12 protein-coding genes are annotated in these 16,325 nt (G+C 71.6%); 7 read left to right on the top strand and 5 right to left on the bottom strand.

Going from position 1 to position 16,325, the window contains the following annotated elements:
• Window positions 1-9 precede the first annotated feature (9 nt).
• Window positions 10-1,311, bottom strand: a complete 1,302-nt coding sequence (locus IRX98_RS03840) for an ABC transporter substrate-binding protein (protein WP_224273982.1) — start codon at window positions 1,309-1,311, stop codon at window positions 10-12.
• A gap of 300 nt (window positions 1,312-1,611) precedes the next feature.
• Between IRX98_RS03840 and IRX98_RS03835 the strand changes: the two genes are divergently transcribed.
• Window positions 1,612-2,181, top strand: coding sequence for a GNAT family N-acetyltransferase (locus tag IRX98_RS03835; RefSeq protein WP_224273981.1), 570 nt, complete (start codon window positions 1,612-1,614; stop codon window positions 2,179-2,181).
• A gap of 13 nt (window positions 2,182-2,194) precedes the next feature.
• On the opposite strand, the gene IRX98_RS03830 is transcribed toward IRX98_RS03835, so the two are convergent.
• A complete protein-coding gene (locus tag IRX98_RS03830; protein WP_372455998.1) occupies window positions 2,195-2,635 on the bottom strand; it encodes a hotdog fold thioesterase in 441 nt (146 codons plus the stop codon).
• Between the two features lie 72 nt (window positions 2,636-2,707).
• Between IRX98_RS03830 and polA the strand changes: the two genes are divergently transcribed.
• A complete protein-coding gene (gene polA / locus IRX98_RS03825) occupies window positions 2,708-5,410 on the top strand; it encodes a DNA polymerase I (protein WP_224273980.1) in 2,703 nt (900 codons plus the stop codon).
• A complete protein-coding gene (locus tag IRX98_RS03820; RefSeq protein WP_224273979.1) occupies window positions 5,410-5,895 on the top strand; it encodes a GNAT family N-acetyltransferase in 486 nt (161 codons plus the stop codon). The genes polA and IRX98_RS03820 overlap by 1 nt, the downstream gene beginning before the upstream one ends.
• Window positions 5,896-5,905: 10 nt before the next feature.
• On the opposite strand, the gene IRX98_RS03815 is transcribed toward IRX98_RS03820, so the two are convergent.
• Complete coding sequence (locus IRX98_RS03815; RefSeq protein WP_372455997.1) at window positions 5,906-7,162, bottom strand: lipopolysaccharide biosynthesis protein; 1,257 nt, start codon at window positions 7,160-7,162, stop codon at window positions 5,906-5,908.
• Window positions 7,163-7,256: 94 nt separating this feature from the next.
• On the opposite strand from IRX98_RS03815, the gene IRX98_RS03810 reads away from it, so the two are divergent.
• Both IRX98_RS03810 and IRX98_RS03805 read left to right on the top strand, forming a co-directional pair.
• Window positions 7,257-9,038: an MmpA family trehalose lipid delivery protein gene (locus IRX98_RS03810; protein WP_224273976.1), complete on the top strand. Its 1,782-nt coding sequence runs from the start codon at window positions 7,257-7,259 to the stop codon at window positions 9,036-9,038.
• A gap of 45 nt (window positions 9,039-9,083) precedes the next feature.
• A complete protein-coding gene (locus IRX98_RS03805) occupies window positions 9,084-9,227 on the top strand; it encodes a hypothetical protein (protein ID WP_224273975.1) in 144 nt (47 codons plus the stop codon).
• Window positions 9,228-9,303: 76 nt separating this feature from the next.
• Here IRX98_RS03805 and IRX98_RS03800 read toward each other — a convergent pair whose 3' ends face one another.
• Window positions 9,304-10,467, bottom strand: coding sequence for a glycosyltransferase family 4 protein (locus tag IRX98_RS03800; protein WP_224273974.1), 1,164 nt, complete (start codon window positions 10,465-10,467; stop codon window positions 9,304-9,306).
• A gap of 99 nt (window positions 10,468-10,566) precedes the next feature.
• Between IRX98_RS03800 and IRX98_RS03795 the strand changes: the two genes are divergently transcribed.
• Window positions 10,567-11,406, top strand: coding sequence for a class I SAM-dependent methyltransferase (locus IRX98_RS03795; protein ID WP_224273973.1), 840 nt, complete (start codon window positions 10,567-10,569; stop codon window positions 11,404-11,406).
• Here the strand turns inward: IRX98_RS03795 and IRX98_RS03790 are convergent.
• On the bottom strand, window positions 11,400-12,119 hold the full coding sequence (locus tag IRX98_RS03790; protein WP_224273972.1) for a class I SAM-dependent methyltransferase: 720 nt from the start codon (window positions 12,117-12,119) through the stop codon (window positions 11,400-11,402). The genes IRX98_RS03795 and IRX98_RS03790 overlap by 7 nt on opposite strands.
• A 182-nt stretch (window positions 12,120-12,301) precedes the next feature.
• Between IRX98_RS03790 and IRX98_RS03785 the strand changes: the two genes are divergently transcribed.
• Window positions 12,302-16,294 (top strand): alpha-(1->3)-arabinofuranosyltransferase domain-containing protein, encoded by a 3,993-nt coding sequence (locus IRX98_RS03785; protein WP_224273969.1) that lies wholly within the window; start codon window positions 12,302-12,304, stop codon window positions 16,292-16,294.
• Window positions 16,295-16,325 lie beyond the last annotated feature (31 nt).

The raw sequence follows: 16,325 nt of genomic DNA, 5'->3' as shown, positions 1-16,325 counted from the left end.
CAGACCGGATCAGATCTGGCCCTCGATGTACTCGACCGGAGCGATCTGGTTCTTGGCGTCGTACTCGTAGATGCCGATCGAGGCAGCCGTCGGGCTGCCCGTCTCACCGAGCTCGATGGGGCCGGAGGCACCGTCGAAGTCGATGTCCTCACCAGCCTCGAGGAGCTCGACGCAGGCGGCGAAGTCGGTGCACTTCTCGCCCTCGGTCGTCACACCCGGGATCTCGAGCGCCAGCGCCTCGGCGTTGTCGCTCTCGGCCGCGACGGCAGCCAGCGCAGAGACGATGACCGCGTCGTACGACTCAGCCGCATACGCGAACGAGTCGAGCTCGGGGTCGATCTCCAGCAGGCGGTCCTGGAACTCGCCACCGCTGTCGGCGCCGGGGATGGTGCCCTTGGTGCCCTCGAGCGTGCCCCGCGGAAGCGGAGTCGACCCGGCCGGGCTGTAGTCGGCGGTGTTGCCGTCGACGAAGTAGGTGTCGATGTCCTGCGGGCCGGCACCGGCGGTGATCAGCTGCGGGATGATCGTCGCCGTCTCCTCGAAGCCGATCAGCACGAGCGCGTCGCCACCGGCGGCGGCGATCTCGTCGACCTGCGAGTCGAACGACTGGGCGTTCTCACCGTAGAAGACCGTCGCGGCCACCGAGCTGCCGGCGCCCTCGAGGTTCTTCGTGATCTCGTCCACGAGGGTCTCGCCGTAGGCGTCCTGTCGCGACAGGATGGCGACGTTCGACTTGCCGTCCTGGATCAGCAGGTTGGCCATGACCGCACCCTGGAGGATGTCGGAGGGGGCCGTGCGGAAGTAGAGGTCAGGCTCGGCGTAGTCGCCCTCGTCGAAGGCGGTCGAGGTGTTGGCGGGCGAGAACATCACGCGACCGGCGGCCTGGATGGCGTCGATGACGGTGAGCGAGACGCCGGACGAGGCTGCTCCGACGATCACGTCGGACCCCTCGGCGATCAGCTGGTCGGTCTCGGCCGGCGCGATGCCGGAGTCGGCGTCACCGGAGTCGCCGCGCACGTGCACGACGTCCTGGCCGAGAACGCCACCGGCCTCGTTGATCTCCTGGACGGCGAGGTCGACACCCGCGAACTCGGGCGGGCCGAGGAAGGCGAGGCTGCCGGTCTCGGGGAGCAGCGACCCGAAGGTCAGCGTGCCGTCCCCCTCGGGTGCAGCGGACTCGGTCTCCGAGCTCTCGCCGCCAGCGTCGGGGGTGTCGGTGTCGTCGCCGTCGGATCCGCACGCGGCGAAAACAAACAGGCTGGCGACGGCCGCGGCCGCGACGCGGGTACGTCGGTTGGTGGTGCGCTTCATGCGTCCTCCGGTTCTTGCCGGCTCCGGTCGGAGCCATGGGGCTTTGACGGAACGGTAGTGCGGACGCCTCTCATGGGCGAGCATGTTGGCGCAACTCCGCGGTTCGTAGCCGTTTCGTTACCTCTGGGAGAACTTCTTCCCTGTCGTGCGCGAGGCCGCGAACGACGGGGCGGGCGTCCGGGGCGGGACCGACCTCCGCGTAGCGTGAGCGGGAGCCCGGACGATAAGGTCGCTCGGGTGTGGCGCCGGGACAGGCCGGTGGGGGGCCGCACAGGACGTGCTCGAGGAAGTGGTGGGTCGATGAGTCGGACGCCGGTGACCGTGCGCAAGGCACAGCCCTCTGACGTGGCGTCCCTGCGTGAGCTGTGGGGCGACATCCTGCGCAAGGGTGGTCTGGACGAGCAGCTGGCCGACGTGTCGCGCGTCGTGGCATCGGCCGAGGCCTGCGAGACGCAGTGCGTGGCCGTGGCGGAGATCGACGGCGAGGTCGCCGGTGCGGTCTACCTCGAGGCGACGACCTTCACCCCGCTCAACCTCGAGCCGGCGGTCCTGGCGGTGTCGCCGCACGTGTTCCCCCGCTTCCGGCGCAAGGGCGTGGGCAGCGCCCTGATGGAGGCGGCCTGCCGCTTCGCCGAGCAGCACGGCATCGCGCACATCCAGACCGCGGCCGCGGCCGAGGCCCGTGACGCCAACCGCTTCATGGCGCGGCTGTCCTTCGCCCCCCAGGCGATGCTGCGTGCGGCCACGACCAGCGCCGTACGGTCGCGGCTCCCGCAGTCGCGCCAGGTCACCCACGCCGCCACGAGCAAGCAGCGGATCGACCGGGTGCTGGCCGCGCGCCGCATCAGGCGCGAGCGCGTCCCGGGCTGAGCCCGGACCCGTCTCAGCGCGAGGGAGCCGGCACCAGCGCGCAGGTGATGCGCGAGGTGCACACGCGCTTGCCGCGCTCGTCGGTGATGACGATCTCGTAGGACGTCGACGAGCGTCCCAGGTGCACCGCGGTCGCGACGCCCGTGACCGTCCCCGAGGTGGCGGCGCGGTGGTGGGTGGCGTTGATGTCGACGCCGACCGCGATCTTCTCCGGGTAGGCGTGGATCGCCGACCCGATCGACCCGAGCGTCTCGGCGAGCACGACGGACGCGCCGCCGTGCAGCAGGCCGAAGGGCTGGGTGTTGCCCTCGACCGGCATCGTCGCCACGACGCGCTCGGCGGACACCTCGACGAGCTCGACGCCCATCTTGTCGTTCAGCCGACCGTTGCCGTCGGGCATGAAGGCGATCAGCTCCTCGACGCTCAGGCCGGCCAGGGTCTCGGGTGCACTCATGCGCCCATTGTGCCGAGGGCACCGGCCGTTCCCGGGGGTGGGGCTGTCAGCGGCGGCGGCTAGAGTCGGCGGGTGCCTGGAACGAGTGAGCAGTCCCGTCCCCGCCTCCTCCTGCTCGACGGCCACTCGCTGGCCTACCGTGCGTTCTTCGCGCTGCCGGTGGAGAACTTCGCGACCGCCACCGGGCAGCACACCAACGCCGTCTACGGCTTCACCTCGATGCTGGTCAACGTGCTGCGCGACGAGGTGCCCACGCACGTCGCCGTGGCCTTCGACCGCTCGCGCCAGACGTTCCGGCTCGAGCAGTACAGCGAGTACAAGGCCAAGCGCAACAAGACGCCCGACGAGTTCAGCAGCCAGCTGCCGCTCATCCGACGGGTGCTCGACGCGCTCTCGATCACCCACCTCGACCTCGAGGGCTACGAGGCCGACGACATCATCGCCACCCTCGTGACCGAGGCGCTCGCCGAGGGCATGGAGGTGCTCATCCTCACCGGCGACCGCGACTCCATCCAGCTCGTCACCGAGTCCTCCACCGTGCTCTACCCGATGCGGGGCGTGAGCGACCTGGCCCGGCTCACCCCGGCCTACGTCGAGGAGAAGTACGGCGTCCCGCCCCACCGCTACCCCGAGCTCGCGGCCATCGTCGGTGAGACCTCCGACAACCTCCCCGGCGTCCCGGGCGTCGGCCAGGGCTATGCCGCGAAGTGGATCAACCAGTTCGACGGCCTCGACAACGTCATCGCCCGCGCCGACGAGGTGACGGGCAAGAAGGGTGAGGCGCTGCGAGCCCACCTCGGCGACGTGATCCGCAACCGCCAGCTCAACGCGCTGGTGCGCGACCTGAGCCTGCCGGTGCGCCCCGGCGAGCTCGTACGCCGTCCCTGGGACCGCACCGGAGGGCTCGAGCTCCTCGACGAGCTGGAGTTCCGCGGTGAGCTGCGCACCCGCCTGCTCGACACCATCGACCCCGAGCCCGACGACGCCACCCAGGCCGAGGCCGGCTTCGAGCTCGACGGCCGCCGTCTCGGCGCCGGCGAGGCTGCCGCGTGGCTGGACGAGCACGCGCCGGCGGGGGAGCGCGTCGGGGTCTCGGTGCACGGCACCTGGCGCGCCGGCACCGGCGAGGTGCTCTCGGTCGCCGTGGCCACGAGCGAGGGCGACGCCGCCTGGATCGACGTGGCCGACATCGGGCCCGAGGACGACGCGGCCGTGGCGGCATGGCTCGCCGACCCGTCGCGACCCAAGGCGCTCCACGACGCCAACGGCCCGAGCCTGGCCCTGGCTGCCCGCGGATGGACCCTCGCAGGTCTCGACGTCGACACCGCCCTGGCCGCCTATCTCGTGCAGCCGGACCAGCGCTCCTACGACCTCGCCGACCTGACCCTGCGCTACCTCAAGCGCGAGCTGCGCCAGGACGCCGTCGACGCCGACCAGCTCAGCTTCGACGCGATGGACGACACCACGGCCAGTGACACCGCCATGCTCACCGCGCGCGCCGTCCTCGACCTCGCCGACGCCCTCGACGGCGCCGTGGAGGAGCACGGCGGCACCCGCCTCCTCAGCGACGTGGAGCTGCCGCTGATCGGCACCCTCGTGCGGATGGAGCAGATCGGCATCGCCGTCGACACCGACTACCTCGAGGGGCTCGAGTCGGAGTTCGGCGAGCAGGTGAGGGCCGCGGCGACCGACGCCTACGACGTCATCGGCAAGGAGATCAACCTCGGCTCGCCCAAGCAGCTGCAGGTGGTCCTCTTCGACGAGCTCGACATGCCGAAGACCAAGCGCACCAAGACCGGCTGGACGACCGACGCCGACGCGCTCCAGCAGCTGTTCGAGAAGACCGAGCACCCGTTCCTGCAGCACCTGCTGCGCCACCGCGACGTGATCCGGCTGCGCCAGACGGTGGAGGGCCTGCTCAAGACCGTGGCCTCCGACGGGCGCATCCACACCACCTACAACCAGATCATCGCGGCCACCGGCCGCCTCTCCAGCACCGACCCGAACCTCCAGAACATCCCGATCCGCACCGAGGCCGGCCGCCGGATCCGTGAGGGCTTCGTCGTGGGCGAGGGCTTCGAGTCCCTGTTGACGGCCGACTACAGCCAGGTCGAGATGCGCATCATGGCCCACCTCTCCGAGGACGAGCTGCTGATCGAGGCCTTCCGCTCCGGCCAGGACTTCCACTCGATCACCGCCGCACGCGTCTTCGACGTCGACGCGGCCGCGGTGAGCGTCGAGCAGCGGGCCAAGATCAAGGCGATGAACTACGGCCTTGCCTACGGCCTGTCCGCCTTCGGGCTCTCCCAGCAGCTGCGGATCGACACCTCCGAGGCCCGCGGGCTGATGGACGAGTACTTCGAGACCTTCGGCGGGGTGCGTGACTACCTCGGCGGCATCGTGGACGAGGCGCGCCGGTCCGGCTTCACCGAGACCATCCTGGGTCGCCGCCGCTACCTGCCCGACCTGACCAGCGACAACCGCCAGCGTCGCGAGACCGCCGAGCGGATGGCGCTCAACGCCCCGATCCAGGGCTCGGCCGCAGACCTGGTGAAGGTCGCGATGCTCGGGGTCGAGAAGGCACTGGCCGAGCAGGGCCTCCGCTCGCGCATGCTGCTCCAGGTGCACGACGAGCTCGTCTTCGAGGTCGCGCCGGGCGAGGCCGACGACCTCGCCGCGCTCGTGCGGGCCGAGATGGGCGGGGCCGCGGACCTCGCCGTCCCGCTCGACGTCTCGATCGGCACCGGGCGCAGCTGGCACGACGCCGCGCACTGATGGACACCGGGCTGCGGGTCACGTCGTGCGACACCGACGAGACGCTCGCGGTCGCCGCCGGTCTGTTCAACCACTACCGGCACCACTACGGCGAGTCGGACGGGGAGGCGCGTGCCCGGGACTGGCTCAGCGAGATGGTCCGGACGCGGCAGCTCATGGTCTACGCGGCGTTCATGACCTCGGGGCCTGACGACGCTCCGGTCGGTCTGGCGACGGCGCACGAGACGCCCGCATCGCTGGCCCTGGGACGGTTTTGGCAGGTCCGTGACCTGTACGTGCTCCCCGAAGCCCGCCGCCGTGGGGTGGCCGGCGCGCTGGTGGGTGCGGTCCGTGACGCCGCCGTCGCCGCAGGTGCGACGCGGCTGTCGCTCGTGACCGAGCCGGACAACACGGCCGCGCTGGGTCTCTACCGCGGGTTCGGGTTCCGCCGGGTGGAGGGGCTGACGTCGCTCAGCCTGGACCTCGCGCCCCGGACCGCGACGTAGGGGGAGCCGCTCAGCCCGCCGCGCGGGTGGCTGCGGGGGCGGCCCGGCTGGCCAGGCGGAGGCTGGCCAGCGTCAGCACCGTGAGCAGGACGGCGTCCACAGCCACCACCACGGTGACCAGGCCGGCGACCGACTCGACGCGCAGGCCGAGGACGACCAGCACGACGAGGGCCGCCCAGACCAGGAGCACCGATCGGCGCGCCTGGCGTGCGAGGACGGCGTACACCTGCAGCTGGAGCATCGCCAGCACCGTGCCGAGCGCGGCGAAGACCCACAGCAGGTCCTCCACCTCGCCGAAGTCGGCGCCGCCGACGAAGAACATCGCGACGGGGGACAGCACCTTGGCGGCGACGGCGACGAACAGGCCCAGCACTCCGACGGCGAGCAGGCTGCGGACGAGCGCGCGGTGCCGGCGTTCCGGCGTGGCCATGTCGGGGAACGCGATCACGACGACGAACTGTGGAAGGAACAGCATCACCTTCGCCATGATCAGCCCGGCGGCGTAGAGGCCGGCGTCGTGCCCGCTGAGCACCTGCCTCGCGATGATGATGTCCACGCTGGTGAGGGCGAAGTAGGCGACCAGCACCTGGGCGTTGTGCGCGCTCTCGACGAGCATCGCGCGCTTGGAGTGTTCAGGGGCGACCGCCTGTGGCGTACGCCGGTGGCGTAGCACCCACCAGCCCACGAGGACCGGGAAGCAGAAGCCGATGGCAACGCCGAGGATGGCGCCTGTCGCGCTCGGCTGCCACAGGATGATGGAGGTTCCGACCGCCAGCCTCGGTATCCCTCCGGCGAGGTAGAACAGCGCTAGCGGGCGCCAGCGACGCTCGCCCTGCAGGATCCCGGCCTGCCCGCCTGCCCAGGTGAGTGGCACCACGGCCAGGGCTACGACCACGGCGGTGACGAGGCTGTCGAGGTTGAGCAGCACCTTGATCGCCGGACTCAACACCAGCATGAGCAGGCCTGCGCCGAGAGAGACCTGGGCTGTGAGAGCGAGGATGGCCCGTTCGATCGTGGCGACGTTGGCCCTGTCCACGGCGATGCGGCGGGCGGCGGTCGCCTGGAGTCCGAGGGCGCCCACCTGGACCACGATCAGCAGCCCGAGGCACGCCGCGAGGGCGCCGTACTCGCTCGGCCCGATGATGCGGGCCGCGACGAGGGTGAAGCCGTAGGTGGCGACGTTCATGATGCTGGTGGCCACGGCTACGACGCTGCCGTCGATCGCGCGGCTGCTGCGCGCGCTGATCGGGTCCGTCACCTGCGGCATCCTAGGTGCAGCGACAGCACCTTCCTGGCACCGGCGGGGGAGAGAGGCGGGCCGGGGTCGCTGTCGGACGCAGGTCAACGCCTAGGCTCCACCCGTGCGGAGACGGATCGGTGCCACGGCCGTGCGCGCCTTGCCGGTCCTGTGGCCGCTGGCGCTCGCCGTGCTGATGCTCGGAGGCGCGCTCCTCCCCGGCTACGTGCTGACCTACGACATGGTCTGGGTCCCCGACCTCACCTTGCGCGGCGACTTCCTCGGCTTGGGATCGAGCCTCCCGCGCGCGGTGCCGTCGGACCTCGTGGTCGCCGTGCTGGACGAGGTCGTCCCGGGGATGGTCCTGCAGAAGGCGGTGCTGCTGGGCACCCTGGTCCTGGCAGGAGCAGGCGCCTGGCGCATGGTTCCCGGCGGGTCGGTACTCGGCGGCCTGGCCGCGTCCACCCTGTACGTGTGGAACCCGTTCGTCGTCGAGAGGCTCGTCATCGGGCACTGGCCGTTGCTGATGACCTACGCCGCGCTGCCGTGGATACACCTCTGCGCCAGACGTGTGGTGTCCGACGGCCGAGCATGGCCGGGCCTGGTCCTGTGGTTGGCCTTCGCCAGCCTGAGCCCGGTGGGCGGGCTGGTCGCCGGCGGGCTGGCCGTGGTGGGAGTGGCGGCGTCCGGACGTGGTGCGTGGCGTCCGGCCGCTTGGACGATGTGCGCCGTCGCAGCCGTGAACGCTCCGTGGGCCGTGGCTGGTGTCCTGCACGGGTCGGGCTCCCTGAGCGACCCGGCCGCAGTGAGACTGTTCTCCGCACAGGGGGAGGGCGTACTGCCTGCCTGGGCGGCGGTCCTCGGTCTCGGGGGCATCTGGAACGCCGAGGTGGTCCCTGGCTCGCGGACGACGTGGGTGGCGGTGGTCGCGCTCGTCCTCGTGCTCACGACCTGTGCCGTCGGGCTGGGACCGTGGCGGCGCCTCACCTCGAGGGCCGATCGACGGGCGCTGGCGATTCCGGCGCTCATCGGTCTCGTGCTGGCGCTGGCCGGGGCTGCGGTGCCCGGCACGGTCGGTTGGCTCGTCGAGCAGGTCCCCGGAGCGGGACTGGCACGCGACGGGACGCGGTTCGTGGCCCTGGTGGCTCCGCTGCAGGCGGTCCTCCTCGGGCTGGGCGTGTCGCGCGTCGTCGACTTGGTGCCGGTGCGCGCGCTAGGGCTGACCCTGGGCACCGTGCTGGTGCTCAGCCCAGTGACGCTCATGCCGGACGCTGTGGCCGGCGTCTCCGGACGCCTCGGCGCTGTCGGCTTCCCGATGGAGTACGCCGACGCAAGGGGGGCTCTCTCTGCCTCGCAGCGTGCTGGACACACCGGTGACGTGCTCGTGCTGCCCTTCACGTCCTACCGACGGCCCGAGTGGAACGACGGGCGGCGAACGCTGGACCCGCTCGGTCGCTACCTGCCGGTCGACTACCTCGCGAGCGACACGCTCGTGGTGTCGGGCGTGACGATCCCGGGGGAGGACCTCCGGGCCCAGCGCGTGGCATCTGCTCTCGGCTCGCTCGAAGGAGTCGAGCTCGAGCATGCCCTCTCCGGTGAGGGCATTGGTTGGGTCGTGCTCGACTCAGAGGCTTCGCAGGCACTTGTCGCCGCGGGTGCCGACGACACCAGGTACGGCCTCGACCCGGTCCTCGCGCAGGCGCGGGTGCTCCACGACGGCAAGACGATGACGTTGTGGGAGCTGCCCAGGCAGGGCGCGGCGTCCCCGAGGGGCTCCTTGGGGATCCCGGCTCGCGTGGTCCTCGGCCTGGCCTGGTTGGCGGCCGCCGTTGCGCTGTCGGGCGCTGTGCTCGTACGGGGGAGGCGCGCCTGGGACACATCGCGGCAAATGCACCGCAGCCGATGACGCGGTGCTACGGTGCTCCTGGCCTAGTGAACTGGAGACATTGACGTGCAGGGAATGATCGGCGGGATCGCCGCTGTTTTTGTGGGCCTCGTGCTCGCTGGGCTCACCACGGTGGGCGTCGTCAGCACGGTGAGCAGCGCGCCGTCGCAGCCCGACCAGGCTGTCGTCGACTACGGCACCAACCAGTAGCCCAAGCTCCGGCGCCCTCCGGGGCGCCTTCTGCCCGGCCCCGCGAGTCGTCACGGTGCCGGGCTGCTCGCTGTTCTCAGGGGCCGTCGGGATCCTCGACCGCCACGCGCCGGCCGTCGATAGCGTCCGCCAAGACGTGGGCGAACGCGTCCTGGGAATGGCTCCACGAGAAGGTGTGGGACATCTCGCGGGCACCCTTGCCGAGGCGTTGCCGCTCGGCGGTATCGTTCACCAGGCGCCGGGCCGCCTCCGTGAGTTCCTCGGGTGTGTCGACCAGCAACCCGGACGTGCCGTCCGCGATGGACTCCCTCGTGCCTCCGGCAGATCCATAGGCCACCGTGGGGACGCCGTGGCTCCCGGCCTCGCCGATCACGATGCCCCAACCCTCCTTCAGGGACGGCAGCACCATCAGCCACGACCTGGCCAGGATCTCGTGCTTCTCACGCTCGGTGACGTGGCCGGTGAAGACGACGGCGTCGTCCGCGCCCACCGATGTGACGTAGCTGCGCAGTTCGTCAGCCCACCAGCCGTTGCCCACGACGACGAGCGTGGCGTCGGGGTGGTCGGCCCTCACCGCCACGATGGCGTCGACGGCGTGCTCCACCTGCTTGTGGGGCACCAGGCGACCCAGGACGCACAGCACGGGCGTCGGACTGCGCGGCGTGTCCAGCACGGGCGGCGGAGCGGTGCCGTTGTGGACGACGGCGATGCGCTCGCGCTCGACACCCAGGTCGATCAGCTCGCCGCGCGTGGCTCGTGACACAGCGATGTACTGCGAGCTCCGGTACACCCGAGGAGCGACGACCCTCTCGATCCACCACCCGACGCGGCCCAGCAGGCCCGGGAAGACCACCGGCCACTGCTCCCGGTGCACGTGGTGGACAAGGACGACGACGGTCGCGCGGGTGGCGAGCCGGGTGAAGAACGGCAGGCCGTTCTGGACGTCCACCACGAGGTCGACCTTCCCGAAGCGCCGCAGGAGCAGGCGGAGTGCGCCCAGCGCGTAGATCCCGAGGTGGTCACCGCGCCGCACGAAGCGCACGCCGTCCACGACCTCGTCCGCGGGCGCGTGGTCGTGCGCGGCACAGAAGATGGTGGCGCGCGCCCCTCGCTCGACAAGGCCTCGGGCCATCGCCTCGACGTAGCGCTCGGACCCCCCGCCCTCGGGGTTGGCGGTGTCGCGCCAGTTGAACAGCACGATGTGGCGTCCCTCGAGGGATGCCGGAATAGCTCCCTGCATGCCGACGATGTTACCCGCCGGTTCGATCGCCGTCCCGGGCTCCCCGCAGTTCGCGGCCGAGGGTCGGTCGTCGTCGGCCTCCTGCCATACTCCACCGTCATGGCCAGCCTCGAGGCGCTCCGCCTCTTCCACCAGCGCCGGATCGCCGTGCCGGTGGACGACGATGCGCTCGTGCTCGACGTCGGCAGCGGCGACAAGCCCTCGTGGCGGGCCGACGTGCTGCTGGACCGCTACACCGGCGCCGAGCACGCCGCGCAGCGCTCAGGGCTCGCAGCGGCCCGGGTCACCCGCCCGCTGTTCGACGCCGATGCTGCGGACATGCCGTTCCGCGACGGCGCGTTCGACTACGCCATCTGCTCGAACCTGCTCGAGCACGTGGGCGACCCGGTGGGCGTGGCAACCGAGCTGACGCGCGTGGCCCGCGCTGGCTACATCGAGGTGCCTGAGGCGGCGAGCGCCAAGATCGTGGACTTCCCGAGCCACGTCTGGTGGTGCCGGATGGAGGACGGCGTGGACGGCTCGACGTTGGTGATGACCGCGAAGAACGCCCCGTGGTTCGACCCGGAGATCCATGACTACATCGAGCGGGCCGGCGTGCGCGACCAGCTCGACTCAGTGCTCAACCGACGCTTCGAGCACCGGGTCATCCAGTACCACTGGACCGGAGCGGTCGACCTGCGCACCGTGGGGGTGCTCGACCCAGAGTTCCTTGCACGCGCGATGCGGGCGCCCGGTCATCAGCGTGGGTGGGAGGCGACGGCGGTCCAAGCACTCACCGCGGCGTGGACCTACCCCACGCGTCGCCGGCGGCGCGACGTACGGATCCCGTTCCACCGGGTCGTGAAGGACGAGCACCCGGCGCCCGAGGAGTTCCTCTCACGGCGGATCTACCGGCTCGGTGCTCCCGGGAACGGGGCCTACCCCGACGACGGTCAGTAGGGGTCGTAGGGACCGGCATGGCCGAAGAGTCGCTCGGCCACCAGACGCAGCCTGAGCCGTAGCAGGATCTTGACCGCGACGTTGCGCAGCCACCACGGCACCTCGCGCAGGATCCGCAGCCGATCCGCCACTGACGGCGGCCCCACCCGGAAGAGCGCCATCGACCCGGCGCGGCGCTCGTAGCGAAGACGCCGTGACGGCAGCACGTGGGCCAGCACCCCGAGGGTCACGCCGATGGAGGAGTAGCAGTCGTGCACGAGGATCGGGGCTCCGACCGGTAGGTGGTCGGCCCACTTCAGGTCGTCGGCCAGCGTCCAGTAGTCGTGCTTGCCGTCGATGTAGAGGTAGTCGATGCTCCGGGTCCACTCCAGGCGCGCGCGGGTGCTGTACTCGGCAAGCAGCTCCACGGTGTCCGTCAGCCCAGCGGCAGCGAGGTTGTGCTCGAGCTTGGCTCGCGTGGTGACGCCGCCGAACAGCCGGCCCTCCACGAAAGGATCCACGGCGACCACCTGCCCGTCGAGCGCGCGGGCTGCAGAGGCCAGGACCACGGTGGACTTGCCCTGGTGGCTGCCGATCTCGACGACGACGGGACGCTCGGGCAGCTCCTGCGCGGTGTCGAAGAGCAACCGCCCCTGGTCCTCGGTGAGCCACCCGGGGATCGACGACGCGACATCCCATGTTGCGTCGAACCCGACGGGTTGGCATGCGGTCATGTGAAGTCCCTCGGGCATGGATCGGCGCGGTTGGTCCAGAGCATCGACGCAGAATATAGACTCACCGCCGCCCGAGCGGACCAACATGGAAGGCAGCCGCTGTGAGCGACGGCTCAACTTCCCCGGTCCGCCGGCGCCCTGCTGGACCATTCAGCTGGCTGACGGTCGCGAACGCCGGCATCGTGGTCTCGGTCCTCGTGCTCAACCTCCTCCAGCAGCCTGGCCGCATCACCTTCGACACCAAGCTCGACCTCCAGCTCAACCCCGCCGACCTGCTGGCGCGCAGCTCGAGCCTGTGGAACGGCGACTGGGCGTTGGGCGGGCTGCAGAACCAGGCGTCCGGCTACCTGTTCCCGATGGGACCCGTCTTCCTCGCCGGCGACCTGCTCGGGGTCCCGGTGTGGATCTGGGAACGGCTGTGGTCCGCGGCGGTGATGCTGCTGGCGTACGAGGGAGCGCGACGACTCGCGTCCAACTGGCCGGGCATCGGCGCGGCGGGCGCCGTGCTGGCGGGCCTGACCTACATGCTGGCGCCGCGGGTGCTCACGACCGTGGGCGGGCTCAGCGGCGAGACGCTCCCGGCAGCCGTGCTGCCGTGGACAGTGCTGCCGCTGGTGCTCTACCTCCGCGGGCGGCTGCGTGCCTGGGTGGCGTTCGTGCTGTCCGCAGCGACCATCCCGTGGATGGGGGGACAGAACGCCACCTTGGTGGTCGCGTGCCTCGTCCTGCCGGCACTGCTGCTGGCGTTCGCGTCGGAGCGCACGGTCCGTCGTCGCCTGGCCGACCTCACCGGGTGGGGTGCGCTCGTCGGTGTCGCCACGGTGTGGTGGGTGGTGCCCCTGCTGCTCCTCGGTTCCTACGCCCCGCCGTTCCTGGACTTCATCGAGTCGGCCGACAACACGGCCGGTGGCACCGGGTGGCTGTCCTCGTTGCGCGGGACCAGCCACTGGGTGGCGTTCTTCCCCGGTGGGGGCCAGATCGGCTGGGCCGGAGGCTACGAGCTGGCGTCCTCGACCGTCCTGCTCGTCCCCACTGTGCTCGTCGCAGGGCTTGGGCTCCTGGGCCTGCTGCAGGCCGGCCTGTGGCAGCGTCGGGTGCTCGCGGTGTCGGTCCTCGTAGGTCTCGCCGTGCTGACGGCCGGGAGCGGTGGGTGGGCAGGGTCCGTGTTCTCCGAGGCGTGGCTGCACGCACTGGACACCTGGCTGGCGCCCTTGCGGAACGTCCACAAGTTCGACCCCCTGGTGCGGCTCCCGCTCGCCCTCGGCGTCGGGGCGTTCGTCACGGCCGCCGTGCCGAGGACGTGGCGTACCGCCGGCTCTGCAGCGCTGCCGGCCCGGGCCGTCACGCTCGCCGCCGCAGGTCTGCTGGTCGTGGCCGCGACAGGTCCTGCTGCGGGTGGTTCGCTGCGCACCGAGGGCGGCTTCGACGACGTACCCCGGAGCTGGCGTGACGCGGTTGCCTACCTGGGCGACCAGCCGGGACCGACCCGGTCCATCGTGCTCCCGGGCGCCGGCTTCGCCGTGCAGACGTGGGGGAGGACGATCGACGAGCCGATCCAGGTGCTCGGCCCTGCCCCGTGGATGGCGCGGGCCCAGGTCACGGTTGCGCCCGCCGGCACCCTGAGGCTCCTGGACTCCGTCGAGCAGGCGGTCGCCGACCCGCGGCCGCAGCGTCGGCTCGCCGCAGCACTCGAGGCCCTCGGTGTGACTCACGTCATCGTGCGCAACGACCTCGACCCCGACGAGACCGACGCCCCCGACCCGGAGCTGGTCCGCGCCGCGCTGGGCAACGTGCCAGGGGCTCGGGTGGCACGCAGCTTCGGCGAGACCCGGAGCGGTCTGCCGGCCGTCGACGTCTACGAGCTCGAGCACGACGTCGAGCCGCGCGTGGACCTGCAGGGCTGGGACGGCCGTGTGGTGGTGGACGGGGGCCCGGAGGTGGTGCCGGACCTGCGAGCAGCCGGGCTGGTGTCCGAGGACCGAGCGACGGTCCTGGCAGTGGACGGCGAGGCAGCGGACATCGTCACCGACGACCTCCGCCGGGTCGAGCGCACCTTCGGACGCGTCCACGACGCGCGGTCTGGCGTGATGACAGCGGACGACCGCTACCGCGTCGCACGGCTCGCCCACGACCACAGCGACGACGCCATGCCCACCCGGCGGACGATTGCGGCGTACGACGGAGCCGCTGCGATCGTGGCGTCCACCTCGGGGGGCTACGCCGACGTGCTCGGCCCGGTGCGACCCGAGCAGCACCCCTACTCTGCCTTCGACCGGTCGATCTTCACTGCTTGGGCGACAGCGCCGCTGTCCAGGCCCCAGGGCCAGTGGATCGAGGTTCGCTTCGACCGGCCCACGCCGTTGAGGCGGGTGGCGCTGTCCTTCGACACGTTCACCGGTGCCCCGGTGACCTCCGTCAGGGTCACCACTGAGGACCACTCCGTGGTCGCCGACGTCGAGCCCGACGGGACCGCGCCGTCCATCGAGGTCGGCGACGACTCCGCCACGACCATGCGGATCACCGTGCTGGGCGCCGGCACGTCCCGCGGCCAGGTCCGGCTCTCCGACGTCCGGATCGCCGACCACGACGTGAGCAGGTCGCTGGCCCTGCCCGGGCGGGTGTCGTCCACGACCTCGGTCTTCCTCACCGGCGAGGCACCACGCCGCGCGTGCGCCACCGCCGCCGACGACACCTACCTCGGATGTGCGACGGACCGGCAGGTGGAGACCTCGGAGACAGCGGGTTTCAACCGGACCATCACGGTCGAGGAGAGCGGTGAGTGGCGTCTCGCCGGGCGGGTCGTCGCCACCCACGGTCCCGCCCTCGACCGTCTCTTCGCACCGCTGTCCGACGACCTCGTGCGGGTCGCCGCCACCACGACCTACGCCGGCGACCCGGCCGTCACCGCCGCCGGTGCTGTCGACGGGCGACCGGAGACGGGATGGACGTCGGCGCCCGGCGACCCCGCGCCCGCGCTCCAGCTGACGTGGGGACCCCGGCGCCGGGTGTCCCAGGTCCTGGTCACCGGGTCTCCCCAGCAGCCTGGCGACCTGCCGGAGACGGTCGTGGTCGACGGCGGTCCGGGGACGGGAGAACCGCAGCTCGTCGCCACGACCGGTCCGCGGGCGGGGCAGATGCGCCCGGTGCGCACCGACCAGCTGCGCGTGACCGCGTTCGGACCGGCCGGACCTGACGGCGTCGGTGTGGCCGAAGTGGAGGTCGCAGGCATCGAGGACCTCGTGCATCGCCCGGACGCCGAGACGCCCACCGGTGCGGCCTGCGGGTTCGGTCCCACCGTCGACATCGACGGGCGCGTCGTGCAGACGCGCATCAGCGGGACCCTGCGCGACGTACGCTCCGGGGCCGACCTCGCCCTGGTCCCGTGCGGCCGGCCGTCGGTCCCCCTGTCCGCCGGGGTGCACCACGTGCGCGTCGTGAACCCGGATGGCTTCGCCACGACGAACGTGGTGCTGGCATCGACCGACGGGCAGTCGCCCGTGGCCTCGAGCGCCGGTCGCCCGTCGGTCCGGTCGTGGTCGGCCACCCGGCGGGAGGTCTCGGTCTCGGTCGCCGAGGAGTCGGTGCTCGGCGTCACCGAGAGCTACAACCGCGGCTGGACCGCCAGCATCGACGGTGAGGCCCTTCGTCCGGTCGTCGTCGACGGATGGCGACAGGGATTCGTCCTTCCGGCCGGGACGCAGGGGGTCGTCGAGCTCGACTACGGCCCGCAGGCTCCGTTCCGGGTGGCGCTGGTGGGTGGCCTCGTCCTGGTGGCGCTTCTGCTCCTGCTGGCGGTCCTCCTGCTCGCCAGGGGAGCAGGACGGGGCTCCGGGGTGCCGGCTGACCAGTCGCCGGCGACCGTCGGTGAGGCGAAACGCCCCGCCACTGGGCAGCACATGGCCCGGCTGTGCGCCGTCCTGGCGCTCGGCGCGGTGTCAATACCACTGGCGGCAGGCGCGCTGCTGGCCTGGGTGACTCGGCGCCACCTGCTCCACCACGTCACGGCCGCGTGCGGGGCAGCACTCGTCTTCGCGGGGGTCATCGCCCTCTCAGCGTCTGAAGTGGTTGTCCCCCCCGTGGGTGCCGACGTCGTCGTGGCCCTCGTCGTGGGTGTCGTGTGCGGTCGGATGGTCGTCGGAGACGGGCCGGACGGTCTGCCGTCCCGAACGGCGTGATCTCCCGAATATCTGCTCACCCGCCGCGCCG

The sequence above is a fragment of the Nocardioides lacusdianchii genome, from assembly GCF_020102855.1.
Classification (GTDB): domain Bacteria; phylum Actinomycetota; class Actinomycetes; order Propionibacteriales; family Nocardioidaceae; genus Nocardioides; species Nocardioides lacusdianchii.
This window is presented reverse-complemented; position numbering and strand designations above follow the sequence as displayed.

What these genes read in the sequence shown, in the direction of transcription:
- IRX98_RS03815 (WP_372455997.1), bottom strand. Translation starts at nt 7,162, where the DNA reads ATGCCGCAGGTGACGGACCCGATCAGCGCGCGCAGCAGCCGCGCGATC.
- IRX98_RS03835 (WP_224273981.1), top strand. Translation starts at nt 1,612, where the DNA reads ATGAGTCGGACGCCGGTGACCGTGCGCAAGGCACAGCCCTCTGACGTG.
- IRX98_RS03790 (WP_224273972.1), bottom strand. Translation starts at nt 12,119, where the DNA reads ATGACCGCATGCCAACCCGTCGGGTTCGACGCAACATGGGATGTCGCG.
- IRX98_RS03795 (WP_224273973.1), top strand. Translation starts at nt 10,567, where the DNA reads ATGGCCAGCCTCGAGGCGCTCCGCCTCTTCCACCAGCGCCGGATCGCC.
- IRX98_RS03820 (WP_224273979.1), top strand. Translation starts at nt 5,410, where the DNA reads ATGGACACCGGGCTGCGGGTCACGTCGTGCGACACCGACGAGACGCTC.
- IRX98_RS03830 (WP_372455998.1), bottom strand. Translation starts at nt 2,635, where the DNA reads ATGAGTGCACCCGAGACCCTGGCCGGCCTGAGCGTCGAGGAGCTGATC.
- IRX98_RS03800 (WP_224273974.1), bottom strand. Translation starts at nt 10,467, where the DNA reads ATGCAGGGAGCTATTCCGGCATCCCTCGAGGGACGCCACATCGTGCTG.
- IRX98_RS03840 (WP_224273982.1), bottom strand. Translation starts at nt 1,311, where the DNA reads ATGAAGCGCACCACCAACCGACGTACCCGCGTCGCGGCCGCGGCCGTC.